The organism is Amycolatopsis sp. NBRC 101858 (assembly GCF_030269325.1).
Classification (GTDB): Bacteria; Actinomycetota; Actinomycetes; order Mycobacteriales; family Pseudonocardiaceae; genus Amycolatopsis; species Amycolatopsis ponsaeliensis.
Genome location: NZ_BSTD01000005.1, coordinates 568795 through 591341 on the forward strand (window position 1 = coordinate 568795; position 22547 = coordinate 591341).

At 67.4% G+C, this 22547-nt stretch carries 25 protein-coding genes and 2 pseudogenes; 10 read left to right on the plus strand and 17 right to left on the minus strand.

Annotated features, from left to right (window positions below):
• Positions 1 to 142 precede the first annotated feature (142 nt).
• Positions 143 to 1009 (plus strand): bifunctional methylenetetrahydrofolate dehydrogenase/methenyltetrahydrofolate cyclohydrolase, encoded by an 867-nt coding sequence (locus QSK39_RS36825; RefSeq protein WP_285482436.1) that lies wholly within the window; start codon positions 143 to 145, stop codon positions 1007 to 1009.
• Positions 1006 to 1329: a DUF3017 domain-containing protein gene (locus QSK39_RS36830; RefSeq protein WP_285482437.1), complete on the plus strand. Its 324-nt coding sequence runs from the start codon at positions 1006 to 1008 to the stop codon at positions 1327 to 1329. The genes QSK39_RS36825 and QSK39_RS36830 overlap by 4 nt, the downstream gene beginning before the upstream one ends.
• Here QSK39_RS36830 and QSK39_RS36835 read toward each other — a convergent pair.
• On the minus strand, positions 1326 to 2507 hold the full coding sequence (locus tag QSK39_RS36835) for an MFS transporter (RefSeq protein WP_285482438.1): 1182 nt from the start codon (positions 2505 to 2507) through the stop codon (positions 1326 to 1328). The genes QSK39_RS36830 and QSK39_RS36835 overlap by 4 nt on opposite strands.
• Positions 2508 to 2701: 194 nt before the next feature.
• Positions 2702 to 3025 (minus strand): ArsR/SmtB family transcription factor, encoded by a 324-nt coding sequence (locus QSK39_RS36840; RefSeq protein ID WP_285482439.1) that lies wholly within the window; start codon positions 3023 to 3025, stop codon positions 2702 to 2704.
• Positions 3026 to 3134: 109 nt separating this feature from the next.
• Between QSK39_RS36840 and QSK39_RS36845 the strand changes: the two genes are divergently transcribed.
• Complete coding sequence (locus QSK39_RS36845) at positions 3135 to 4310, plus strand: MFS transporter (RefSeq protein WP_285482440.1); 1176 nt, start codon at positions 3135 to 3137, stop codon at positions 4308 to 4310.
• Positions 4311 to 4572: 262 nt separating this feature from the next.
• On the opposite strand, the gene QSK39_RS36850 is transcribed toward QSK39_RS36845, so the two are convergent.
• On the minus strand, positions 4573 to 4761 hold the full coding sequence (locus QSK39_RS36850) for a DUF1918 domain-containing protein (protein ID WP_284745509.1): 189 nt from the start codon (positions 4759 to 4761) through the stop codon (positions 4573 to 4575).
• A 194-nt stretch (positions 4762 to 4955) separates the two neighbouring features.
• Between QSK39_RS36850 and QSK39_RS36855 the strand changes: the two genes are divergently transcribed.
• Positions 4956 to 5390, plus strand: a complete 435-nt coding sequence (locus QSK39_RS36855; RefSeq protein ID WP_285482441.1) for a TrmH family RNA methyltransferase — start codon at positions 4956 to 4958, stop codon at positions 5388 to 5390.
• 56 nt (positions 5391 to 5446) lie between these two features.
• Here the strand turns inward: QSK39_RS36855 and QSK39_RS36860 are convergent.
• Positions 5447 to 5944 (minus strand): annotated as a pseudogene (locus tag QSK39_RS36860) (HhH-GPD-type base excision DNA repair protein); the annotation flags it as partial.
• 297 nt (positions 5945 to 6241) lie between these two features.
• On the opposite strand from QSK39_RS36860, the gene QSK39_RS36865 reads away from it, so the two are divergent.
• Positions 6242 to 8497, plus strand: coding sequence for an ATP-binding protein (locus QSK39_RS36865; protein WP_285482442.1), 2256 nt, complete (start codon positions 6242 to 6244; stop codon positions 8495 to 8497).
• A gap of 122 nt (positions 8498 to 8619) precedes the next feature.
• On the opposite strand, the gene QSK39_RS36870 is transcribed toward QSK39_RS36865, so the two are convergent.
• The 5 genes from QSK39_RS36870 to QSK39_RS36890 all read right to left on the minus strand — a co-directional run bounded on the left by QSK39_RS36870 (position 8620) and on the right by QSK39_RS36890 (position 14206).
• Entirely contained in the window at positions 8620 to 10008 is a 1389-nt protein-coding gene (locus tag QSK39_RS36870) for a nucleotide-binding domain-containing protein (protein WP_285482443.1), read from the minus strand.
• On the minus strand, positions 10008 to 10781 hold the full coding sequence (locus QSK39_RS36875; protein WP_285482444.1) for an SAVED domain-containing protein: 774 nt from the start codon (positions 10779 to 10781) through the stop codon (positions 10008 to 10010). Before QSK39_RS36875 ends, QSK39_RS36870 begins: the two co-directional genes overlap by 1 nt.
• A gap of 29 nt (positions 10782 to 10810) precedes the next feature.
• Positions 10811 to 12961: a ThiF family adenylyltransferase gene (locus tag QSK39_RS36880; RefSeq protein WP_285482445.1), complete on the minus strand. Its 2151-nt coding sequence runs from the start codon at positions 12959 to 12961 to the stop codon at positions 10811 to 10813.
• A gap of 62 nt (positions 12962 to 13023) precedes the next feature.
• Positions 13024 to 14040: an SMODS domain-containing nucleotidyltransferase gene (locus tag QSK39_RS36885; protein ID WP_285482446.1), complete on the minus strand. Its 1017-nt coding sequence runs from the start codon at positions 14038 to 14040 to the stop codon at positions 13024 to 13026.
• Positions 14041 to 14065: 25 nt separating this feature from the next.
• Positions 14066 to 14206 (minus strand): hypothetical protein, encoded by a 141-nt coding sequence (locus QSK39_RS36890; RefSeq protein WP_285482447.1) that lies wholly within the window; start codon positions 14204 to 14206, stop codon positions 14066 to 14068.
• Positions 14207 to 14275: 69 nt separating this feature from the next.
• On the opposite strand from QSK39_RS36890, the gene QSK39_RS36895 reads away from it, so the two are divergent.
• Complete coding sequence (locus tag QSK39_RS36895; RefSeq protein WP_285482448.1) at positions 14276 to 14683, plus strand: hypothetical protein; 408 nt, start codon at positions 14276 to 14278, stop codon at positions 14681 to 14683.
• A 389-nt stretch (positions 14684 to 15072) separates the two neighbouring features.
• On the opposite strand, the gene QSK39_RS36900 is transcribed toward QSK39_RS36895, so the two are convergent.
• From QSK39_RS36900 to QSK39_RS36910, 3 genes and pseudogenes are all read right to left on the minus strand, one after another.
• Positions 15073 to 15654, minus strand: a complete 582-nt coding sequence (locus tag QSK39_RS36900; protein ID WP_285482449.1) for an HhH-GPD-type base excision DNA repair protein — start codon at positions 15652 to 15654, stop codon at positions 15073 to 15075.
• Positions 15655 to 15787: 133 nt separating this feature from the next.
• Positions 15788 to 15886 (minus strand): annotated as a pseudogene (locus QSK39_RS36905) (HhH-GPD-type base excision DNA repair protein); the annotation flags it as partial.
• Between the two features lie 30 nt (positions 15887 to 15916).
• The gene (locus QSK39_RS36910) at positions 15917 to 16693 is read right to left on the minus strand and encodes a helix-turn-helix transcriptional regulator (RefSeq protein ID WP_285482450.1); all 777 of its coding nucleotides are present in this window, start codon (positions 16691 to 16693) and stop codon (positions 15917 to 15919) included.
• A 50-nt stretch (positions 16694 to 16743) separates the two neighbouring features.
• Here QSK39_RS36910 and QSK39_RS36915 point away from each other — a divergent pair, with 50 nt between their 5' ends.
• Positions 16744 to 17157: a DUF2000 domain-containing protein gene (locus QSK39_RS36915; RefSeq protein WP_285482451.1), complete on the plus strand. Its 414-nt coding sequence runs from the start codon at positions 16744 to 16746 to the stop codon at positions 17155 to 17157.
• 78 nt (positions 17158 to 17235) lie between these two features.
• Complete coding sequence (locus QSK39_RS36920) at positions 17236 to 17724, plus strand: hypothetical protein (protein ID WP_285482452.1); 489 nt, start codon at positions 17236 to 17238, stop codon at positions 17722 to 17724.
• Between the two features lie 21 nt (positions 17725 to 17745).
• Here the strand turns inward: QSK39_RS36920 and QSK39_RS36925 are convergent, their stop codons facing one another.
• The 3 genes from QSK39_RS36925 to QSK39_RS36935 are packed head-to-tail and all read right to left on the minus strand — an operon-like array spanning position 17746 to position 19288.
• On the minus strand, positions 17746 to 18363 hold the full coding sequence (locus tag QSK39_RS36925; protein ID WP_285482453.1) for a class I SAM-dependent methyltransferase: 618 nt from the start codon (positions 18361 to 18363) through the stop codon (positions 17746 to 17748).
• Positions 18364 to 18372: 9 nt separating this feature from the next.
• Positions 18373 to 18753: a DUF2203 domain-containing protein gene (locus tag QSK39_RS36930; RefSeq protein WP_284745518.1), complete on the minus strand. Its 381-nt coding sequence runs from the start codon at positions 18751 to 18753 to the stop codon at positions 18373 to 18375.
• 25 nt (positions 18754 to 18778) lie between these two features.
• Positions 18779 to 19288, minus strand: a complete 510-nt coding sequence (locus QSK39_RS36935; RefSeq protein ID WP_285482454.1) for a hypothetical protein — start codon at positions 19286 to 19288, stop codon at positions 18779 to 18781.
• 259 nt (positions 19289 to 19547) lie between these two features.
• Here QSK39_RS36935 and QSK39_RS36940 point away from each other — a divergent pair, with 259 nt between their 5' ends.
• Together QSK39_RS36940 and QSK39_RS36945 are read left to right on the plus strand one after the other, a co-directional pair.
• Positions 19548 to 20771: an NADP-dependent isocitrate dehydrogenase gene (locus QSK39_RS36940; protein WP_285482455.1), complete on the plus strand. Its 1224-nt coding sequence runs from the start codon at positions 19548 to 19550 to the stop codon at positions 20769 to 20771.
• Positions 20772 to 20951: 180 nt separating this feature from the next.
• The gene (locus QSK39_RS36945) at positions 20952 to 21248 is read left to right on the plus strand and encodes an SH3 domain-containing protein (protein ID WP_284745521.1); all 297 of its coding nucleotides are present in this window, start codon (positions 20952 to 20954) and stop codon (positions 21246 to 21248) included.
• Positions 21249 to 21257: 9 nt separating this feature from the next.
• On the opposite strand, the gene QSK39_RS36950 is transcribed toward QSK39_RS36945, so the two are convergent.
• Entirely contained in the window at positions 21258 to 21806 is a 549-nt protein-coding gene (locus QSK39_RS36950) for a permease (protein WP_285482456.1), read from the minus strand.
• Between the two features lie 79 nt (positions 21807 to 21885).
• Positions 21886 to 22461, minus strand: a complete 576-nt coding sequence (locus QSK39_RS36955; protein ID WP_285482457.1) for a TetR/AcrR family transcriptional regulator — start codon at positions 22459 to 22461, stop codon at positions 21886 to 21888.
• Positions 22462 to 22547: the final 86 nt, after the last annotated feature.

Below are 22547 nucleotides of genomic sequence, written 5' to 3' on the forward strand. Positions count from 1 at the left end.
TGCGATGCGACGTGCGGTAGATCACAGCTTGATCGCGGGCAGCGTCGCGAGTGGACCGTGTGGGGGTGACGATCACTCTACGGGCTGCGACCACGCGCGCCTGGAAGCGACGCGCGGGGGTCGCTTTGCCAGAATGGGCCCCGTGACGGCGAAGATTCTCGACGGCAAGGCCACCAAGAACGCCATTTTCGCGGAGCTCGAGCCGCGCGTCGCGGCGCTGGCCGCGAAGGGGGTGACGCCGGGCCTGGGCACCGTCCTGGTCGGCGACGACCCGGGGTCGCACTCGTACGTGCGGATGAAGCACGCCGACAGCGGAAAGATCGGGATCAACTCGATCCGCCGCGACCTGCCGGCCGACATCACCCAGGAGAAGCTCGAAGCCGTCGTCGACGAGCTGAACGCCGACCCGTCCTGCCACGGCTACATCGTCCAGCTGCCGCTGCCGAAGCACCTCGACGCGAACCGCGTGCTCGAGCGCATCGACCCGGAGAAGGACGCCGACGGCCTCGCCCCGGTCAGCCTCGGCCGGCTGGTGCTCGGCCAGCAGGGCGCGCTGCCGTGCACGCCGTACGGGATCATCGAGCTGCTCAAGCGCCACGGCGTCGAGCTGAACGGCGCACGCGTCACCGTGGTCGGCCGCGGCATCACCGTCGGCCGGACGCTGGGCCTGCTGCTGACCCGCCGCAGCGAGAACTCGACCGTCACCTTGTGCCACACCGGCACCCGCGACCTCGCCGCCGAGGTCCGCCGGGCGGACATCGTGGTCGCCGCGGCCGGCGTGCCGGGGATCATCACGCCGGACATGGTCGCGCCGGGCGCCGCGGTGCTCGACGTGGGCGTGTCCCACGTGGACGGCAAGCTCACCGGTGATGTTCACCCGGACGTGGCCGAGGTGGCCGGCTGGATTTCGCCGAACCCCGGCGGGGTCGGGCCGATGACCCGGGCGATGCTGGTGAGCAACGTCGTCGAAGCGGCGGAGCGCTCGGTCCAAGGTCTCCAGGGCCGATGACGATGACCGAGGACCGGCGGGACGTGCACGACCGCCGGGGCGGACGGGCCAGGTTCACCCAGCTGCCGTTCGCGGTGGTGCTGCTGGTGGTGGCCGTCGCGGTGCTGCGGATCGTCCAGTACCACTGGCGGGAGGGCGCGGCGCTGATCGGCGCCGCACTCCTCCTCGCCGGGGTGCTGCGGGCGGTGCTGCCGACGGAGCGGGCCGGGCTGCTCGCGATCCGCGGCAAGGTCGTCGACATCGTGACCTACACCGGCCTCGCGGCGGCGGTGCTGTACGTGGCCCTGACGATCATCGGCGGCCCGCTCAGTTCGAGCTAGGAAGCCATCGCGAGCTCACGCCGTTCGGCCTTGGCCTCGCGACGGTCCAAAGTGCCCGACACGATCGCCAGCGACAGTCCGAAGACGGCCAGCAACGCGCCGACCCAGTTCGGGGCGACCAGGCCGAGCCCGCCGGCGATCACCAGGCCGCCGAGGTAGGCCCCGATCGAGTTGGCGATGTTGAACGCGGACTGGACGGCGGCCGACACCAGGGACGGTGTGCCGCCCGCCTTCTCCATGATCCGCGCCTGCATCATCGGGCCGATCATGAACCCGGCGACGCCGACGAAGAAGATCGTGATCGCCGCGCCGACCTTGCCCTGCGCGGTGATCGTGAAGATCCCGAGCACGCAGGCCAGCGCCAGCAGCGCGGCGTACAGGCCCGGCATCAGCGCGCGGTCGGCCAGGCGGCCGCCGAGCAGGTTGCCGATCGTCATGCCGACCCCGGCCAGGGACAGCAGCAGGGTGACGTTCGACGGCGAGTAGCCGGCGACGTCGGTCAGCATCGGCGTGATGTAGGACAGGCAGGCGAAGACGCCGCCGAGTCCGAACGTGACGATCGCCAGCGCGAGGTGCACCTGCGGCCGCTTGAACGCGCCGAGCTCGGTGCGCAGCGACGCGTCGGCGGGCCGGCCCTGGTGGGGCACCAGCTTCGCGATGGCCGCGGCGGCGACCAGGCCGATCACGGCGACGACGCCGAAGGTGGCGCGCCAGCCGACCTGCTGGCCCAGCAGCGTGCCCAGCGGCACGCCGATGACGTTCGCCAGGGTCAGGCCGAGGAACATCAGCGACACGGCCTTGGCGCGCTGGCCCGGCCCGACGAGGCTGGACGCGACGACCGCGCCCGCGCCGAAGAACGCGCCGTGGGGTAGGCCGGCCAGGAACCGGAACGCGACGCCGAACTCCTGGTTGGGGGACAGCGCGAAGAGGGCGTTGCCCAGGGTGAACAGGCCCATCATGGCCAGCAGCATGGTCTTGCGCGGCAGCCGGACGGCGACCGCGGTGAGCAGCGGGGCGCCGACGACGACGCCGAGGGCGTAGGCGGAGATGAGGTAGCCGGCGGTCGGGATGTCGACGCCGAAGTCGGCGGCCGCCTGGGGCAGCACGCCCATCATGACGAACTCGGTGGTCCCGATGCCGAAGGCTCCGATGGCGAGCGCGAGCAGCGCGACGGGCACGGCACTCCTTCCAAGGTGGGTAAACGATTACTTGGCCGATCCGGGGTTGCGTACTGGATCGGTTCAGTCGGTGGACACAAAAGAGGACAGCCCTGCGGCCCCAGCGCCGTCGGCTGTCCTACGCACAGTCCAACAAGGGAAGGGGTGCGTTGTCATCCCGATAGCGGGTGACGATCCACACCGTAACGCGATGATCAGCGCGGAGCGGCCAGGACGCCGTTCAGCAGGCCGGGGAACAGGGCGTCGAGATCGTTGCGGCGCAACGAGTTGAACCGGGTCGTCCCCTCCTGGCGGCCGGCCACGACGCCGGCCTGGCGCAGGATGCTCAGGTGGTGGGTGATTGTGGACTTGGTCACCGGGACGGTGAGCGCGCCGCACGCGAGCTCGCAGTCCGCCGCCGCGAGCTGGCGGACGATGCCCAGCCGCACCGGGTCGGCCAGGGCGCGGAGCACCCCTTCGACGGTGATCTCGTCCAGCTCCGGGTGAACGATCGGCGGCAGCGCGGCGGTCTTGGCCATGAGGCCATTGTACGACGCCGGTCGAAATTGTCGGAGGGGCGTAGTACGGTGATGGTCGAACTACGACGTTCGTCGAACCAATCACCCGCTCCGCTTGGGGGACTCACCCATGTCCACACCCTCGTCCTCGAGGATCTCGGTGCTGGCCTTCGGCGCGTTCGGCGTCGGGACCAGCGGGTACATCGTGGCCGGGCTGCTGCCGGCGCTGACCGGTGAGCTGCACGTCTCGGCCACCGCCGCGGCGCAGCTCGTCACCGCCTTCGCCATCGCGTACGCGGTCGGCTCGCCGATCTTCGCCGCCGTCACCGGCACCTGGGAGCGCCGGACGCTGCTGGTCGCCGCGCTCGCCGTGACCGCCGCCGGCAACCTGTTCGCCGCGCTCGCGCCCGGCTACGGCACGCTCCTGCTGGCCCGGGTGGTGACCGCGATCGGCGCCGCGGTGTTCACCCCGGCGGCGAGTGCCGTCGCGGCCCAGCTGACCAGCCCGGAACGCCGGGGCCGCGCGATCGCGCTCGTGTTCGGCGGGCTGACCGTCGCGCTCATCTTCGGCGTGCCGCTGGGCAGTCTCATCTCGCAGCACCTCGGCTACCGGACGGCGTTCGCGCTGGTCGCCGCGTTCTCGCTGGCGAGCGCGCTGGCCGTGCGGATGGCGCTGCCGTCGGTCGCCGCGCCGCCGCGGGTCACCCTGGCCGAACGGTTCGCCGCCGGCCGCGACCCGCGCGTGCTCGTCATGCTGGCCGTGACGGTCCTCGGGTGCCTCGCCGCGTTCATGGTCTACACGTTCGTGTCCCCGCTGCTGGCCGCGACCGCGGGCCTCCACGGCACGGCCGTCACGATCCTGCTCTTCTGCTACGGCGTCGGCGGCGCGGTCGGCAACTTCGCCGGCGGCCGGGCGGCCGACCGCTGGGGTTCGCGCGCGCCGCTGCTCGTCGTGACGGCCGGGATCACCGTCGTGCTGGCGCTGCTGCCGGTCGCGACGACAACCCCGATCGCGGCCGGCGTGGCGCTGTTCCTGTGGGGCGTGGCGACGTGGTCGTTCAGCCCGCCGGTGCAGCACCGCCTGATCGAGCTGGCCCCGGGCCACGCGGGCCTGGTGCTCTCGCTCAACGCGTCGGCGATCTACCTCGGCGTCGGGCTGTCCGGCGTGGTCGGGGGCGCGGTCCTGACGTCCGGCGGGCCACTGGTGCTGCCCGAGGTCGCGGCGGCGCTGACCCTGGTGGCACTGGTGCTCGTCGGCACCGCGTGGGGCCGCGTCCGCGCGCCGCGGGAAGAGGTCACCGTCTAGGAGCTGTCCTGCGGGTAGCCGAGTCCACGAAACGGTTTAGCCGGCTGGAGCACCGCTCGACCACGTTGCGCTGCTTGTAGACCTCGGTGTCGAAGGCCGGTGCTCGCCCGCCACGGGGGCTTTGCCCTTGCGGCGGGCGACCTGGTCATCGCGCTCCGGGCTGACGAAGGTGATCCGCCGGGTCCGCATCGCCTGACGGGCCGAGGGATGCGAATACGCTTTGCCCGCGATCACCGTGGCCAGATCACTTACCGGACACGCCCTAGTCGGCGTGGGCCTGGACTTCGCAGTCCGGGCCCGGGTAGACGAGGGCTTCGTGCCCGTCGGCGAACCGCACCAGGTAGGGCGGGGCGCCGTCGGGCCCGCGGACCTCGAGGATTTCGCCGCGCTGTTCCGCCGAGCCGACGGTACGGCCGTGTACCTGGATTTCGTCTCCCACTCCTGCGTGCATGACTGCACCTCCGGGTCCAGAGTAGGAGCGCGGATCGTTCCGCGGTCCCGGCGAACGGGTTAGAATCCCGGTATGAACAGCGAAATCGGAGGCGCCGCGCCTCGGCGCCGGTGAGCCCCGCGATCCGGGTCCGCACGCCACGCGAGCTGCGGAAGTCCCGGCGCACCACCGCACATTCCTGTTGGGGTCACCTGGTGGCCGCCCCGCTCTGGCCGTTGCACGGCGCGAATCTCGGCACGCTCCTGCGCACCTGTGACGCCGTCGGCGCGTGCCTGGCGGTGCCGCGGTTCCCGTGGGTGCCCGAGGCGTTGAGACGCGGAAACACGTTGCGGCGCCCGGCATGCGTGCACTGGGTGCACGACCCACCGGGCTGGCTGGCCCGCGAGCGCGCGGCGGGCACGCGGGTCGTCGGCGTCGAACTGGCGGAGGAATCGGTGCGGCTGGCGGATCTCCCCGCCGCCCGCGGGCGCACGATCGCCGTGCTCGGCCACGAGCAGACCGGCATCCCGCCCGAGGCGCTCGACCTGCTCGACACCGTCGTCGAAATCCCGATGGTGGGCACCGGTGCGAGCCTGAACGTCGCGGTGGCGGGGAGTCTGGTGCTGTACAAACTCGCCGGGCTGCTGTGAGCAGGTCGAGTCCACTTCGGACATCGACAACGGTCCCGAGTGGACGTCCGGGTGCGTCAGCCCGTCTTGGCCGCGGCCTTGGCGGCCTTCTTGAACGCGCGGACCTCGCCGAGCGTCTCGGCGCTGGTGACGTCGGCGATCGACCGGCGTGAGCCGCGGTCGCCGTACGACCCGGCCGCCTCGCGCCAGCCCTTCGGCTGGACGCCGCGCTGCTTGCCCAGCAGGGCGAGGAAGATCTTCGCCTTTTGCTCGCCGAACCCGGGCAGCGCCCGCAGCCGCTTCAGGACTTCCGGGCCGTCGGGCTTCGGGCGGCCGTCGAGCCAGATGCCCTCGGTCCGGCCGTCGTAGTTCTCGATGATGTGCTGGGCGAGCGCGTGGACGCGGCGGGCCATCGAGCCGCCGTAGCGGTGGATGGCCGGCGGCACGACGCACATCTCGACGAACGTCTCCACGTCGGTCGCGGCGATCTTCGCCAGCGCGAAGCCGTCCATCCGGTCGGCGATCTTCCGCGGGCCGGCGAAGGCGTGCTCCATCGGGTACTGCTGGTCGAGGACGAAGGGGAAATGTCACCTAAAGTCTTCAGGCCGCCACTTTTCGTAGTTGGAGAGCTGAACTGTGCCGTGCCGTGAGCTGGCGGTGGTGGCCTTGTGTGGGGCTTGCTGTGACCGGGCAGGTGCAGCGTCGGTGGAGCGCTTGCGTTGAACGAGACCGGTCAGGTGCTTGATCCTGGTCTGAAGCCCGTAGGCGTCGCCGACAGAATCGTTCTCGGCGTCCGCGGCCCTCTCTGAGGTCGCTTGCCAGTCGCCGAACAGACGACGGGAGCCGTTGGACTACACAGGTAGAGTTCGAGAGTGGATGGGTACGACCTCGGCCGCTTGACCGACTTCGACTTCGAGGAGCTCTGTAAGGACCTCTTCGAGATCGTCCTCGATCGCCCACTCGAAGTGTTCGCCCCTGGCCGCGATGGTGGGATCGACCTCAGGTACATCGCTCCAGCCTCGGGGCGCAAAACGGTCATTCAGTGCAAACACTGGATGAAGTCCGGTAGCAAGGCCCTGATCAGACACCTTCGGAAGGCGGAGCTTCCCAAGGTCAAACGCCTCGCGCCGGATCGCTATCTCGTCGCCACGACCGTGGATCTCACTGTCAGCGCGAAGGATGAGATCGCCGAGATCTTTTCGGATTTCGTGCGTTCTCCCGGGGACATCTACGGGGCGTCCGAGGTCGCGGCCTTGCTTCGGAAACACCCTGAGATCGTGCGCCGGCACATCCGGCTCTGGCTCGCCAGCACCGCCGTGCTCGGTTCGCTGCTGAACCGGGACATCCTGCTCCGATCCCGGGCTCTCGCGCTCGACATAGACGAGAGCTTGCGGCGCTTCGCCCCTCATCCCGGCCGGGACCATGCCCGGCGATTGCTCGACGAACAGCACAGCTGTCTCATCGCTGGTCCGCCCGGCGTAGGCAAGACCACGCTGGCCCACGTTCTCCTGGCTGACCACCAAGCCGAAGGCTTCACGATCGTCGAAGCCACCAACCGGCTGGACGACGTTCACCGCATGTGGGACGACGACGAAAAGCAGATCTTCTTCGTCGACGACTTGATCGGCCAGACGACGCTGGACGAAGGTGCGGCCCGGCTGGCGAACCAAGAGCTGCCCCGGCTGTTGCGCATGATGAAGAACTCACCGACCAAGCGCCTGGTCCTCACCAGTCGGAACTATCTCGTCAAGCAAGCGCGGGAACACCACGAGCGCTTGGACGCCCGCGGCCTCGACCCCTACGAGTGCACCGTCGATGCGGCGGCCTTGACCTCGGACATCCGGGCGGAGATCTTCTACAACCACGTCTATTTCTCCGACCTGGATCCGGGCCAACGTGCCCAACTGGCGGAGCAGGCCGTGTACAGGTCGATCATCCACCACCGCAACTACAGCCCGCGGCTGCTGGAACACGCGATCGCCGAGATCGTCGAGTTCCCGCCGGATGAATCCGGGAACGTCGCGGCTGCCATTCTGCAGAACTTCGAGAATCCGGCCCACCTGTGGGAAAGGCTCATCGAAGACGTACTCGACGCGGATGCGCTGGCCCTAGTGCTCACGCTCTACACGGCCAACCGCTCTGCGGACCACGACCTGCTGCGCGATGCCTGGCGCGCGCACGCCGGGCTGAGTGCGACGTCCGACGCCGACCGCAGGTTTCGCCGGTCACTGCGCCGTCTCGAACCTGTCATTGCGAAGTTCGGGGAAGGGCGGGGCGGCCGGGTTGAGTTCAGCAACCCTTCGATCGTCGACTTCCTCCACGGTCATTTGGCCAGGCATCCGGAGCTCATCGAAGCACTGTGCGGTTCGGCGGTGTACCTGGACCAGCTCGTCACCGTTTGGACGGCGGCCACTCGGTCGAATCGGCCCGCTCTGCGCACCGCGGTCGTCGACCGGGTCCACCGGTTTCATGATGCGATCGTCCGGATACAGGAATCGGGGGCGCTCCTCGGCGAATACCGCTACGACAACGCAGCGGCCGAAGTGGAGTTCATCGTCGCGCTCGGGAAAACAGGTGAGTCCGCCGAGCTCGCGTCGATCGGTGATGTGTTCCTCGCGGAGCTCGGGGACGACTCGCACACCAGCGCGAGCACGCTCTACCAGCTGACGGGCGATGTTGCGGCGTCATCCGTGCCGGAGTGGCGTCTCCATGCCAGGAAGCTCGCGGAATGGACCTTCTCGGCCGCGATGTCCGAGATCTACGGCTGGGAGGATCTCCAGCGGCTGCTGGCGATCCTGGACGACCTCCTGCAGTTGAGCCCCGAACTGGCGGAAGTGGCAGAGCATCAGGTCGAAGACCGGAAGCACGAACTGGCCATCGCAGAACTGCAGAAGTGGGCCGATCCGGATCACGAAGCAGACATCGACGAGGAGACACTCGACGAGATCCTGGCCTATCTGGAGACGGAGGACCACGGTCTCGAGGAGGAGTACGACCGCGCCCGGGAGTACTTCGACCGGGAACCGGAACCCGACAGCATCTCGCCCGCACAAGTGCCGGTGGCTCCGACTCCGGTGGATCATCCTCAACGCACTGATTCGATGTTCTCGACGTTCCGCGAAAAGTGAGCACATCAACATCGTTCTTCGACCGTCGCGCGTGTTGCGGGTCACGACGTCGGTGACGGCCGGCGGGCGAGGCGTCGGTCGACTTGGCCGCGCGCGAGTGCATCGAAGGGCGAAACCTGCAATCAGATGATCTTCACGTCGTGATGATCGCTCGCGACCACTACGCCGTTTTTCACCACGTACGCCTCGACGTAGTGAGTGCCCCGGTAACGTGTCGACTCGCGGTGCATGTTTCGACCCTCGTTTCCTCCGCGCCGGATCTGACCGCGTAACTCACCGGGGACCCGTGACGCCTCCGCACCGTGGTTGCGAACCTTCCACAGCACCTCATACGGCTCGGGAGCGTCCATGACGAGATGGAAGCGGAGATCGCGATGGCGGGGGACGACACGCATTCGCCGCAAGTTCTTGGGATAGCTTCCTAGGACAACGGCGTCGATCCGTGCGTCATAACGTAAAGTCACCGAGCTGAACCTGTGTTGGATGAACTCCTCGTGCGGAGCCACGTCCCTGCTCTGAACGTTGCTGGACGCTTCGCGCGGCATGGGAGATGCGAGTAGCGCTTTATGGGCAATGACCTGCGAGCGAGCATTCTTGACTTCGTCTGCTGCGAACTCGGGCCCGAACAGCTTCTGCCACGCAGCTAGGGCGGCTTGGTCGTCGTCCTCCTGCAGTTCGTAGGCCTCGCGTGCCCAAGTCGCGTAGTCTGCGGCCTTCTTCTTGAACGTCTCGTACTTGGCGGGGTCTTTCCATCGGTGGTTGAAGTTGGTGCCGGGACAGCTGGGGTCGTCGAGTAGTGGCATGGCGACGTGTCCGTCGAGCCATGTAACGAGGTCTTCAAGCAGGTGAACCAAGGTGGTGGGGATGTCGGCGTAGCGGGTATCGCTGTCCCAGTACCGCACCCGATTGCCGAGCATCACCGTCAGGATGATCGAGGGGCAGCTGAACGTGTTCTTGTAGTCACGCAACCACTTGAACAGGCGGATGACCCTGCGCAGGTTGCCACCGGTAATGTCGTCGCGTTCCTTCATCCAGTCAGCGAAACCGACTGGGTTCGTCTCCTCGAAGGCGTTCTCGGCGTAGTTGATGATCAGCTGCCGGCCGTCCGCGAGCGTGATGGCGGGGACAACGTCCACGTGGCAGTCGTTGGCGTACTCGATGCGGACGCACCGGTTTTTGCGCAGGACCATTGACTTGTAAGTGGTATGGCGTTTGTATGCCGCTCGAACTCGCTGCAGGTACTTCTTGGGATTGTCGTTGCAGTCGTCGTCCTGCTCGAGGTGAAGGAGAATGTCGGCGTCGAACTCGTCGAAGGCATCGACTGGGTTGATGATGGTCTGTTGTGCCCAGGATCCCTGTGGGCTGTGTTCCTTATACGTCGATCCGACTTCGGCGTCAGCCTGGAACGCGTTCGTGATCGCGCCAACCCTCGTGTCGAGCAGGTCAAGCTTCCATGGCTTGAGATTGACGGCGGAAATTAGGAACCCTTGGAAGTGTGCTTCGAAGTCCATCAGACCTCCAGCGCCTGGACATAGCCGTTGGCTGTCCGGTCGTAGGTGACCACGGCCGGGCGCAGGCCCGTGCTCTTGAGGATCCGCCCGAGTGCCACTGCAGGCGAAACGGGCATCGCGCCGATGAGGTGAACGCGCTTGAGGTGCTTGTGGGTGCTTTCGAGGGAGGTGAAGAAGTCCCGGACCGCAGCCTCGAACCTGGCGAGCACGGCAGGGTGGGCGAAAAGGTCTTCGGCTGGGCCAGGGTGGGGATCCATTTGGAAGACCGCTGCCGCGTCGAGCCGTGAGGGCAGTTCGTTGAGTGGGGTGGTTCCGGAGAGATTCGTGACGAGTACCGCGTCATCGATGCTGGCCCCGTCACGGGGGTGGGTAAGGTCGAAGGTCGTGCCAGGATCATTGTCAGACCAGACCCAGTTCTGGGTGGAGCGTTGACGCTGGTACACGTCAGTTGGGACGCCGTCGTCGAGCTTCGTGCCCAGATACACCAGTAGCGGCAGTCTCGCGATGGCGAGAACGCTCATGTGCTGGATGTCCCCGGACAGGACCCCTGGGTGGACGCGCCAATCGATAGCGTTGTTGATCTTTGTGGCGGCTGCCTCGTAGTACGTTCCGCTGGCATCCTCCTCACCGTCGATGCCGCGCAGGTCGATCTCGACGCTCTTCTGATCATAAGCTTCGGGGAAGACCGGGAATCGACCTCCGGACCTGATGACGGCCTCCACCGCGGTGTCCTTCGGTAGCTCCATCCGGTCGCCACGAATGTCGCCGGCCATCCGGAGGATGACAGTACGTCGGGACTGTGTTAGCGAGGTCTGGTGGCGGATCTCGTCTTCGTGTTCCTGTTTGCGCTGCCGGAGAAACTCTTTATTGATAAGCTCCGCGACCAGGAGTTTGTCGATCTCGGTGTGGCAGGACGCGCAGGCGAGAGCGAGGTTTTCAGCCAGGTCGCGATCCTCGCTGGGAAGCGGATCAATGCCGCGGGCGGAAGTCGTCGACTCTTTCTGCCCGACGATGTGTGCGGCTTCGCCGACGAAGACCTCCTTGTAGGTGAGGCTTCCCTCGAGCAAGTACGTCTTGCACAGCGTGCATCTGCCGCCCGCACGCACCCACAGTTTGCGCTTCTCGCTTTCGTTGACCGCCATCTCAGCCTTCCCCTTGAATAGTAGATTTCTTCGCGGCATCTCACGCTGCTCAGCTTGACCGGCCGACGGTCACAGCTCGCCGTACCTGATTCAATGGAAGTGTCAGCAAGTCCGCGTCCCTGCGATGTTGAGTCGGGCCGGATAAACCTGTGGCAGGGGCCGACCTGGGAGTGCGGGAGGGCGATCAGATGCGTCCCCGAGACTGGTACCGCCGCCGAGACGTGGTTCGCCAGCAGACTCGTGAGGGACGCGGCGACCGCAGCCATGTCTGCCGCCGATCCGTGAAACGTTGGCACGGAGCAGCCGCGGGTCGGGACGAGTTCGTCGACGTCTCGCACCTCCGTCCAGAACGTGTGGAAAGGTTCGAGCTCTCCATCCGCTTTGACTACCATCCCGACCCGACGGTCGATTTCGTTGGCACCCAGCGAGCTTCCGGAAGCGCTGACGCTGAGGACGCCCAGCGTGCCGGTTTTGACGTCGGTGGCGACTTGAGCGATCAACGGTCGAGCTGCCGGCGACGCCATCTGGTCGAGGAGTTGACCGATCCGGAGGGAGACCGTCGCATCGATCACGACGTGAGCGGTGGCGAACGTCGCTGGCAAGTCTTCGGGGAAGATTCCGGAGTGGGCGTCCACCTCGATGTCGTCGCGGATCGTGAGAATGCGTTCTCGTAGGGCCTCCGCCTTCCCATTGCCGACGTCGAGTTCGGTGAAGTTCTGCCGGACCAGGAGGCCACCCGTGATCGTGCCTGGATCGCACAGTACGAGTCGCTGTACTCCGGCACGCGTGAGGAACTCGGCGATCCACGAGCCGAGACCGCCGCAGCCCCATACATGCACCGTCTTGCCATGGAACGCGTTCACGGGACTAGCGCTGTCGCGGCGGGTGGTGACAGCGCTTCGTTCGTCGGACACGGGGCACCACTCCACCGGGGTCTCGAGGTCAAAGGTCCTTTTCTTGACAGCGATCAGAGGCGTCCGACGGCTCCGCACATGGTGCCGCAGCCGGTCCGCGGCGTCGCCAGGAATCATCCCGACCAGTACGTGTGGGGGCCCGCCGGCCGGATGCGGGACGGTGAGCACGAACATCTGCGGGCTGCCTTCGGGCATCCGAGATGCACTGGCCGCGAGCGCGGTGAGGAAGACCGGCGACTGCGGCGGGTGCTTCGCATAGGTGCCCAGCCAGGAGTCCGCGAAAGGATCGTCGAGCCGCGCGAGCACCTCGGTGAACGTGTGCCCGATCCCCAGAGGCAGCGGCATCATCAAGCTGATGACCGGTATCTGCACCTGCTCTGACTGCGTGCGCTCGAGGTGGAGGTCCAGCCGGTGGTCGGTGCGCTTGACGAGGTAGCCCGACTGCGCCCGAATCATTGGGCAGTCGTGTCGGACGACGACCGTAGGCAGTCTGCGGGAGCCATAGGGAACTCCTCCGACCGCGTGGAACAGTGACGTATTCGGATCGAAGCGGTTGGCTGCTGCGTCTTTCAACCAGTCGTAGAGACGGTCTACGGCACTGCTCACTCCGAGCCGCGGGTTCCACTCTCGTGCCGTGTCAAGGTAGATGCACAGCTGACGGCCATGCAGCACGTGCGGAAAGCCGACGAACCTGTCGTGCTGGATTTCCACCAGCGGCGGAGAGAAGTCGGTCTCCCCAATCCACAGGACGAAATCCTCGTGGTCGTTCAGCTTCAGCCCACCCGGATGGTGAACGAGGTTCGATGTTCTGAGTCTGATCGGCACGAGGAGATTGCCGGACCAGTGAAGCATAGGGCGTCCGCTGACAGCGAAGTCCTCAGGCAGCGCTGAGCTCACCTTGCGCAGTTCCTCAACCGCGACCCGCTGCCAGCGGGAACGCCGCGGCCTTCGCTGGCGGTTCAACCGGCGCGACCCGACCGGCCAGACGACCAGGACACCTCGCCAGCTCCGGCGCCGGCAGCACCGGCAGCACCGAACTTGCTGCTGGAAGACGAAGCGGCGGGCGCCTGGAACTTGTCGCCGAAGAGCGCCTGCCACTTGGCGACACTCGACTCCTCGTTGGTCTCGTCGTACGCCTCTTTGATCTCCGCGGCGTGAACGTGGACACGGTCCCGGAAGTAGGCGTAAGTCTCCTGGGACCACCTGTGGTCAAAGGTCACTCCGGATCCGGAGGGATCAGAGATGGAGGGCTTGTAGGGGCGAGCTTGGAGCCACTCGTCCAGGTCGGACATGAGGTGGAGTAGCGCCGTGGGCACATCCGAGTAGTAGCCGGGATCGCCGAGCTTCTTCCACTCCTCGACTCGCTCGCCGAGTAGGGTGGTGATCAGGATCGATTTCGTTCCCGTGAAGGAGTTCTTGTGGTCACGCAGGAACTTCACCAGGCGGATCACCTTGCGGAGATTCCTGCCAGTGATCTTGTCTTTCTCCTGCATCCACGTAGTGAAACCTCCCGGATTGGTGCGCTCCCAGCAGTTGTCGTCCCTGTTGACGATGTTCTGGGTGCCGTCGGCGAGGACCACGAACGGGACGATGTCGACGTGCATCGCGTTGTTCGCGTACTCGACATACACACACCGGCACTTCTTGTTGTGCGGCATGTTGCCGTAGATGGAGTGGTTGTGAATCACCTTGTAGACGGTCGAGATGTACTTCTTGACGTCACCCGCCCAGTCCGCTTCCTCTCGCATCTCCAGCAGGAAATCGGCGTCAAACGGCTTGCCGTTCTGCGGACTGATGATCGTCTTCTGCGCCCACGAGCCCTGCGGGATCTTCTTGACGATCCGCGGGCCGAGGTCGGGGTCGGCCTTGAGTGCCTTATAGATCGACTCGACCCGCTCTTCCAACGTTTCGAGGTTGAACTTGCTGAGGTTGACGGTGTTCGCGAGGAACTCGTCGAAGTAGTTTGTGTGCTTCACCGGAGGTTCCTATCGTCGGGACGCATCAGGGCCGGGTCGACTGTTCGAGATACAGGTAGGGCGACTCGCGTGGGCCGAAGTTGAGCAGGAGATCAAGCTCGAACTCCGCGCTCAAGCTGGCGACCGTGCTCGCTTCGCCCAGGCCCGCGGTCGCGGCTGTGTTCATGCCGAGCGAGCTTGTATAGGTGGTCGACCATGACCTTTCGCTGCACCGGATGTTCCAGTAGCGAGTGTCGTGACAGAAATCGCGGGTCACGGTGAGCTCGAGATCGGAGATGACTCCGGCTCCGAGTCGCGCCGCGATCATGTCGGTTTCCGCCTACTCGAGGAGGAAGGACGCGGCGACGATGGGGGCCTGCTCGCGCCCGGCCTCGCGCCTGCGTTCGCGGGTTTGCCGGTCGAGCAGTCGATGACCTCGTCGAAGGCGGCTGACTTGTCGGCCGGGCTGGGCAGGGAGAGAATCCGGAAAGGCGCGGCCTTGCTGGACTGGTTCTTGTCGCCGAGGCACGTCACATCCGGCTCGGTGGCGAACCTGCGCGACTCTTCGATCGACCGGCGGTTTGTGATGTGGCGCGTTTGTCAGTTTCACCTGGTCCCTCAGCTGCGTGTGGAGTACCCAAGCGCACGCAGCGAAGAGACCTAGGTCACAATTCGGGCGGCCATCTGTCACCCGTTCGTGGACCCGCGGTACGTTCCTGACGCCAATCTGGACGGACCCCGGTACTCGTCGCCCCGTGTGCACGAGCACCGGGGATTCCTACTTGGTCCGCAAGCTTAGCCTGGGGGTCCGACACTTTTTACGTGGCCCGCCAGCCACCTCGCCGATATCCGCCTGTGTGTTCGACCTCTTGCTCGGCGTGACGGCGGCTGCGTTTCTGTACCGATCCTGTTGAGCGGTCAGTCACCAGCCATGCGCAAGCGAGTACATCGGAGGCGATGAGCCTTCTCAGCGACCGCAGTCGTAGAGGGGCTACTGTCGCCGAAGTTGCATGCAGCGGGTTATTTCCCAGAACGTCCGTCAGCTGGCCGACTTCAGTCAGCTTTCGCGGCGGCTTTGGCGGCCTTCTTGAAGACACGGACCTCGGCGAGGGTTTCGCTGTTGGTGACGTCGGCGATGGATCGCCGGGAGCCGCGGTCGCCGTACGCGCCGGCGGTTTCGCGCCAGCCCTTCGGGGTGACGCCGCGTTGCTTGCCGAGCAGGGCGAGGAAGATCTTGGCCTTCTGCTCGCCGAACCCCGGCAGGGCCTTCAGGCGCTTGAGAACTTCCGGGCCGTCGGGCTTGGGGCGGCCGTCGAGCCAGATGCCTTCGGTGCGGCCGTCGTAGTTTTCGATGATGTGCTGGGCGAGTGCGTGGACGCGGCGGGCCATGGAGCCGCCGTAGCGGTGGATGGCGGGCGGTACGACGCACATCTCGACGAAGGTGTTGACGTCGGTGGCGGCGATCTTGGCGAGGGAGAAGCCGTCCATGCGGTCGGCGATCTTCCGTGGGCCGGCGAAGGCGTGTTCCATGGGATATTGCTGATCTAGAAGCATGCCCGTGAGCAGGGCGAAGGGGTCGTCGTTGAGCAGCTTGTCGGCGGCCGGGTCGCCGGTGAGGTGGAGCTCGCGCAGCATGTTGGCATCCTGACAGGAGACGTGATTGCTTAGAGGGTCCGTGTCACGCCCAGTGGCCTGGGACGGAGGCACCGCGGGCCACTGCCGCGGCGGGCGGTGTCACTCAACGGTGTGACTTCCAGAGTGTTGACTTCTGCTGGTCCAGGAGCATCCCGACGAGCAGGGCGAACGGGTCCTCGTTGAGCAGCTTGTCGGCGGCCGGGTCGCCGGTCAGGTGCAGTTCGCGCAGCATGCGGCCATCTTGACACAACCGGCGGGCAGGTCAACGAGCCTTCGAGTACCTCGACGGTGTGGTGCCCAGGTACCGCTTGAAGTGCCGGGTGAGGTGGGCCTGGTCGGTGAACCCGGCGACGGCGGCGACCTCGGCGGCCGGCGAGCCGTCGAGCAGCAGCCGGCGCGCCCGGTCGACGCGGCGGCCCGTCAGGTAGCGGTGCGGCGGCAGGCCGAACCGCGCCCCGAAGCAGCGGACGAGGTGCGCCGGATGCGCGCCGAGCGTCTCGGCCGCTTCGGCCAGCGTCAGCGCTTCGGGCAGCCTCGCGTCGAGGAGGTCGCGCAGATCGTCGGCGAGGCCGCGCTTCGGCTCGTGCACGGCCGGCCGGCCGAGGTGGGTGTGGAGGCACTCGGCGACCAGCGCGAGGCGGCTTTCGGCCTCGAGTGCATCGCCCGGCTCGGCCAGCGACACGTGCAGCTGGTGGATGCGGGTGCGCAGCAGCCCGTCGGCGACGCTCGGCTGGTCGACCGCGGCGCCGATGAGGTCCTCGCCCAGCACCGACGTCTCCAGGTAGAGCACGCGCTTGCGGAAGCCGTGGCTGGTCGCGGCGCGCCCGTCGTGCGCGACGTTCGGCGGCAGCAGCGTCACGGCCGGCCCGAGTGCGCCGTGGTGGTGGCGGTCGAGGTCGTAGCGGATGACGCCGTCGTCGACGATCAGCAGCGTCCACGTGTCGTGGGTGTGCAGCGGGTAGGCGTGCGTGATGAAGCGCGCGTGGAAGACCTCGGCGATCCCCGGGACCGCCGGCCGCCAAGCTTCGACGTCCGCCATGTCAAGAACGTACAAGACGCGCGGGTGGCCGGCGGGCGAGTCTTTCCGGCATGAGTTCTTTCGACACGAAGATCGCCGTCCTGCTCCGCGACGACCTGGCGTCTTGGCAGCGGCTGAACGTCACGGCGTTCCTGGTGAGCGGCATCGCCCACGTGACGCCGGAGCTGATGGGCGAGCCGTACCGCGACGCCGACGACACCGAGTACCTGCCGATGTTCGGCCAGCCGGTGATGGTGTTCTCGGGCACCGCGGCCGTCCTGACGGCGGCGCACACCCGCGCACTGGGCCGCGGCCTGCGGATTTCCATTTTCACCGACGAGCTGTTCCACACGGGCAACGACGTCGACAACCGGGCGGCGGTCCGCGCGGTGCCGGGGGAGAAGCTGACGCTGGCCGGGCTGGCGGTGCACGGCCCGAAGAACGCGGTGGACAAGATCCTCAAGGGCGCTTCATTGCACCGTTGAGACCTGTCCCCGGCATCGGTCGCGCTGGCAGCATGATCGATGACGCCGCATCGGGCGGCCTCGGGATGGGGAGGTTCCGTGACTTCACTTCGTCGTGCCTGCGTGGTCCTGTCGGCGGCGGCCGGGCTGGGCTGGGCGCTGGTCCCGGTCGCTTCGGCGGATCCGCTGCAGACGGTGGACTACACCTCGGAAGCCGGCGCGGGACCGCTGCAGGGCAGCGCCCACTACGCGGCGCCGGGCGACGAGATCACCGTCTGGGAGTACAACGGCGTGCTGAAGATCGACGTCCAGTCGGGGCTGAAGGACCTGCACGTCGAGCTGAGCGCACCGGCGGGCGAGACCCTGCACACGGGGACGTACACGGGCGCGCGGTTCCGCGGCCAGAGCGACCCGGCACTGAGCACCCCAGGGATCTTCGTCTACACGGGCGGCCTCGCGTGTGGCGACGACTACGCGGACTTCACGATCGACCGCCTCGACGCGACGGGAGTGGACGCGACGTTCATCCAGCGCTGCGGCAGCCCGGACGGCCCGGCCACCCGCGGGGAGGTCCACTTCACGGCCTGAGCTGCACCACTGGCGGCACGTTCACGGGGCCGTCGCGTGCACCACGAACGTGCTCCGGACCCGGTCCGGGCCCTGGTACGTGAAAGTCCGCGCCGTAACGTCCACGAACCCGGCCGACGTGGCCAGTGCCGCTGCCTCGGCGTCGTCGGTCGGGAACGTGATGTCCTTCGGCACGAACTCCGCGAAGGCCCCCGAAGGCCGGAACCGCGCCCCCGACACGACCGAGAACGCCAGCCGGCCACCCGGCCGCAGCACCCGCCGCCAGTCCGCGAACGCGACCGCCCCCAGGAAGTGCAGCGAGGACGCGCACAGCACGACGTCGGCCGACCCGTCCGGGGAAGGCATCGGCACCGCCGGCCCGACCTGCCACGTGATCAGCCCCGACGGATCCAGCTCGGCCGCCTTCGCCGTCGCCTGGGCCAGCATCGCCGGCGAGAGATCGACAGCCAGCACGCGAGACGGCTTCAGCCGCAACGCCGCGTACGCCGCGAAGCCCGTCCCCGTCGCGACGTCCAGCACGAGGTCCGGCTCGGGTGGCAGCGGCGAGACCAGCTCGTCCGCGACCCGGGCGTGGAAGGTGTCTTCGTCGTAGTGCTCGGCCGTGCTGTCGAAGAGGGCTGCCCTCGCGTCGTGGTCCACGGACCCAACCTAGCCGGGCCGACCAGCGATTTTCAGCGGACGGCGGCCGGCGAAGCCCAGGTCGGCGCGGTGGTACCAGCTCAGCTCGCGGTCACCCTCGAGCCAGCACAGCAGCACGTCGGTCCCGTCGAGCTCGGCCGGGAAGTCGACCAGCAGCGGCGCGAACCCCTTGAGCTCGGCGCCGGTGCGCTGGACCGTCGTCATCAGGTCGTCGAGCCGGGCCTGCGCGGCCTTCCACTCGGGCAGCCCGCCCAGCTCGGTCTCCCGCCCGCCCGGGCGCAGCGACGCCGCGAGCTCGGCCGCGTCGGCCCGGACGCGCACCAGTTCGTCGAGGACCGGCCGCAGCCGTGCCAGTTCGTCGCATGCCTCCGCGACGGTGAACAAACCCATCGGCCGATGATCCCACCGGCGCGGTTCAGGCCTCCCGGCGCCGCCGCACCAGCGCGTTGGCCAGTCCGCTGCCGACCAGCAGGAACCCCACGCCGAGCAAGCCGCCGATGAAGAGGAAGTCCATCACGCCGTACGCGATGTCACTCTTCGGCATGAGGTTCACCAGCCGGAACCCCCAGTCGGGCACGGCCATCGCCGCGACGCCGGGCAGCACGCCGTAGATCAGCCCGCCGAGGATCGGGCCGACCGCCGACAGCGCGCCGAGCGCCGCGACGACGAGCAGCAGGATCGCCCCGCCGGCCAGCAGCGCGATGCCCAGCGGGTCGCGGTTGGTGCTCAGCGTCGCCTGGATCAGCTGCTGCTGGCGCAGCCCGCCCCAGCTCAGCAGGCCCAGTGCGACCGGCGTGAGCAGCAGCCCGCCCAGCGCGCTGACCAGGTGGGCGACACCGCGGCGCGGCCGTTCGTCGAGCGCTTCCGTCGTGTCGTCGTAGTCCTCGTAATCGTCTTCGTATTCGCCGTACCGATGGGTCGACATGGCCGTCACCTCCCGCATGATGAGTTCACGGATGGCATCGTGCCCTGGTTCACCCGGAAGCGCGACGCTCGCTCGGCGAGCGGTCGGATCGGCCGAACGGCGGGTCGTGCCCGGTGAGCCGTACCACATTCGGCGGGTGGAGACTTGATACCGGCCACTGCTTGACCCAGTCGGCCCTATCAAGCAGTACGCTTGTACCGCTACCGGCGAGACTTATTGAAGAAGAACGCGAAGATCCGCGGAAGGAGCACCGCTGCTCATGGCCAAGATCAAGGTCCAGGGCACCGTCGTCGAACTCGACGGCGATGAGATGACCCGCATCATCTGGCAGTTCATCAAGGACAAGCTGATCCACCCGTACCTGGACGTGAACCTGGACTACTACGACCTGGGCATCGAGGAGCGGGACCGCACCGACGACCAGGTCACGGTCGACTCCGCGAACGCGATCAAGCGGCACGGCGTGGGCGTCAAGTGCGCCACGATCACCCCGGACGAGGCCCGCGTCGAAGAGTTCGGCCTCAAGAAGATGTGGCTGTCCCCGAACGGGACGATCCGCAACATCCTCGGCGGCGTGATCTTCCGCGAGCCGATCGTCATCCAGAACATCCCGCGGCTGGTGCCGACGTGGACGAAGCCGATCATCATCGGCCGCCACGCCCACGGCGACCAGTACAAGGCGACCAACTTCAAGGTCCCCGGCCCGGGCACGCTGACCATCAGCTACACGCCGGAAGACGGCTCCGAGCCGATGGAGTTCGAGGTCGCGAAGTTCCCCGAGGGCGGCGGCGTCGCCATGGGGATGTACAACTTCAAGAAGTCGATCGAGGACTTCGCGCGCGCGTCGCTGCAGTACGGCCTCGACCGCGGCCTGCCGGTCTACCTCTCCACCAAGAACACCATCCTCAAGGCCTACGACGGCCAGTTCAAGGACGTGTTCGAGGAGATCTTCCAGAACGAGTTCAAGGCCGACTTCGACGCCAAGGGCATCTCCTACGAGCACCGCCTGATCGACGACATGGTCGCCGCGGCGATGAAGTGGGAGGGCGGCTACGTCTGGGCGTGCAAGAACTACGACGGTGACGTCCAGTCCGACACGGTCGCGCAGGGCTTCGGCTCGCTCGGCCTGATGACGTCGGTGCTGCGCACGCCGGACGGCAAGACCGTCGAGGCCGAGGCCGCGCATGGCACGGTCACCCGGCACTACCGCCAGCACCAGCAGGGCAAGCCGACCTCGACGAACCCGATCGCGTCGATCTACGCCTGGACCCGGGGCCTCGAGCACCGCGGCAAGCTGGACGGCAACCAGGAGCTGATCGGCTTCGCGAACAAGCTCGAAGAGGTCGTCGTCGAGACCGTCGAGAGCGGTCAGATGACGAAGGACCTGGCGCTGCTGATCAGCAAGGACCAGCCGTTCCAGACGACCGAGGAGTTCCTCGCGACGCTGGACGACAACCTGGCCAAGAAGATCGCCCAGGGCTGAGTTCCGCCGAAGGAGCCCCCTTTCCGGTTCGCCGGGAAGGGGGCTCTTTTCGTACACGGTGCGTTACCGGTGGGGGATGGGCACTGGCGCCTCCGGGTGGTTGCTGCGTCCGGCGCTGTCGGTCCGGGTAAAGGATTGCCTACCCTTGGCGGGGGACGGGGCACGCGGTTGGAGGAAGGCATGTCGAAGAAGACTCTGCTCATCTTGGGCGCCATCGTCCTGGTCGTCATCGTCTACGTGATGAACACGGACAAGCAGGCTTCGGGAGCTTCGGCCACCGGCTGCAAGGTGACCGTGACCGCGGACGTCCTCAACGCCCGCGAGACGGCCGACGGCAACGCGAAGGTCGTCGGCAAGTACCTGCGCGACGCCCAGTTCGACGCGCTGCCGGGCGTGCAGAACGGCTTCCGGAAGGTGGCCGACGACAAGTGGGTCGCCGCCGCGTTCACCGAACCGGTCGCCGGGTCCGCCTGCTGAGCCCGCTCCTCAGACGCCGAGCAGGTCGGCCGTGAGGGTGATGACGCCGAAGGCCGCGGCCGACAGGCCCAGCGTGCGGGCGCGCTTCGGGTCGCGCTTCGCGGCCTCCCGCCAGTAGAGGCCGATGCCGATGGCCAGCATCAGCAGCTCGACGACGGCCGAGACCGCGGGCAGCCGCCAGAGCCCGAAGCCGAACGTCGGCAGGTCGCCGGCGTTGCCGGGCAGGATCGGCAGGTCGGCGCGGTGCACGACGAGGTCGAGCAGCCAGTGCGAGAAGACGACACCGCCGAGGATGAGCCCGGCCTGGCGCCCGAGCCAGTGGGCCGCGACGGCTCCGAAGAGGGCGGCCAGGACGAGCGCGCCGACGAGCGAATGCGTGTAGACGGCGTGGATGACGCCGCCGCCGTAGCCCTCGCCGTCGACCGTCTCGATGCCGCTGAGGTAGAGCGGCACGAAGACGACGTCGAGCCAGGCGGTGGCGAGCATGAGCGTCCACACGGGGATGGCCGGCCGGCCCGCCTTGACGGCGGCCGCGAGCCCGAAGTGCCCGGCGATCATCTGCGGGCCTCCGTCCAGGGGAAGCGGGCGTCGAGCACGCCGAGCCCGACGGTGAAGAGGAGTACGGCGAGGATGAAGCTCATGGTTTCTCCGCGTAGTTCGTGAGGCCTTGGACGAGCATGGATTTGAGGACTTCGAAGCTCCGGCCGACGTCTTCGGGCCGCCCGAAGCCGCCGGACGCTTCGAGCCCGGCGAACCCGTGCACGGCGGCGCGGATGCAGCGGGTGGCGTGGACGGCCTGGACGTGGTCGAAGCCGAACGGCCTGAGCACGGCGAAGACGACCTCGGCGACGGCATGGGTGGCCCGGCTGAGCTCGGTGTCCGATGCGTCGGGGTTGGTCGTCAGGGCGTTGGTGCGGTGCGGGTGGCGCAGCAGGTAGGCGCGATAGGCGTCGGCGAGGGCGCTCACCGCCGCCGGGCCTTCGCGTCCGGTGCCGGCGGTTCTCAGTGCGTCGGCCATTTCCCGGACGACTTTGAGGTCGATGAGCCGCCGCAGGTCGGCGAGGTTTTTGACGTGCTTGTAGAGCGAGGGCGCGGCTACTCCAGCGCGTTCCGCGACCTTGGCGAGGGTCAGCGCTTCGACGCCGGACTCGTCGACGATCTCGAGGGCCAGGGTGACCACCGCTTCGGTGGTCAGTCCCGCCCTAGGGGACATCGGGTTGGCTACTTGGCATAGCTTTAAAGCTAATGGTCGTAGCTTCGGGCGTCAAGGCGCGGTTTTTGTCGGTGGTGGCTGATAGA

Bases quoted from the DNA above. Each gene is read 5' to 3' on its own strand.
- QSK39_RS36830 (WP_285482437.1), top strand. From the start codon at position 1,006: ATGACGATGACCGAGGACCGGCGGGACGTGCACGACCGCCGGGGCGGA.
- QSK39_RS36875 (WP_285482444.1), bottom strand. From the start codon at position 10,781: ATGGCCGGCGACATTCGTGGCGACCGGATGGAGCTACCGAAGGACACC.
- QSK39_RS36900 (WP_285482449.1), bottom strand. From the start codon at position 15,654: ATGCTGCGCGAGCTCCACCTCACCGGCGACCCGGCCGCCGACAAGCTG.
- QSK39_RS36870 (WP_285482443.1), bottom strand. From the start codon at position 10,008: ATGGACTTCGAAGCACACTTCCAAGGGTTCCTAATTTCCGCCGTCAAT.
- QSK39_RS36950 (WP_285482456.1), bottom strand. From the start codon at position 21,806: ATGATCGCCGGGCACTTCGGGCTCGCGGCCGCCGTCAAGGCGGGCCGG.
- QSK39_RS36910 (WP_285482450.1), bottom strand. From the start codon at position 16,693: ATGGCGGACGTCGAAGCTTGGCGGCCGGCGGTCCCGGGGATCGCCGAG.
- QSK39_RS36935 (WP_285482454.1), bottom strand. From the start codon at position 19,288: ATGTCGACCCATCGGTACGGCGAATACGAAGACGATTACGAGGACTAC.
- QSK39_RS36840 (WP_285482439.1), bottom strand. From the start codon at position 3,025: ATGGCCAAGACCGCCGCGCTGCCGCCGATCGTTCACCCGGAGCTGGAC.
- QSK39_RS36955 (WP_285482457.1), bottom strand. From the start codon at position 22,461: ATGTCCCCTAGGGCGGGACTGACCACCGAAGCGGTGGTCACCCTGGCC.
- QSK39_RS36930 (WP_284745518.1), bottom strand. From the start codon at position 18,753: ATGGGTTTGTTCACCGTCGCGGAGGCATGCGACGAACTGGCACGGCTG.
- QSK39_RS36940 (WP_285482455.1), top strand. From the start codon at position 19,548: ATGGCCAAGATCAAGGTCCAGGGCACCGTCGTCGAACTCGACGGCGAT.
- QSK39_RS36915 (WP_285482451.1), top strand. From the start codon at position 16,744: ATGAGTTCTTTCGACACGAAGATCGCCGTCCTGCTCCGCGACGACCTG.
- QSK39_RS36845 (WP_285482440.1), top strand. From the start codon at position 3,135: ATGTCCACACCCTCGTCCTCGAGGATCTCGGTGCTGGCCTTCGGCGCG.
- QSK39_RS36945 (WP_284745521.1), top strand. From the start codon at position 20,952: ATGTCGAAGAAGACTCTGCTCATCTTGGGCGCCATCGTCCTGGTCGTC.
- QSK39_RS36850 (WP_284745509.1), bottom strand. From the start codon at position 4,761: ATGCACGCAGGAGTGGGAGACGAAATCCAGGTACACGGCCGTACCGTC.
- QSK39_RS36890 (WP_285482447.1), bottom strand. From the start codon at position 14,206: ATGAACACAGCCGCGACCGCGGGCCTGGGCGAAGCGAGCACGGTCGCC.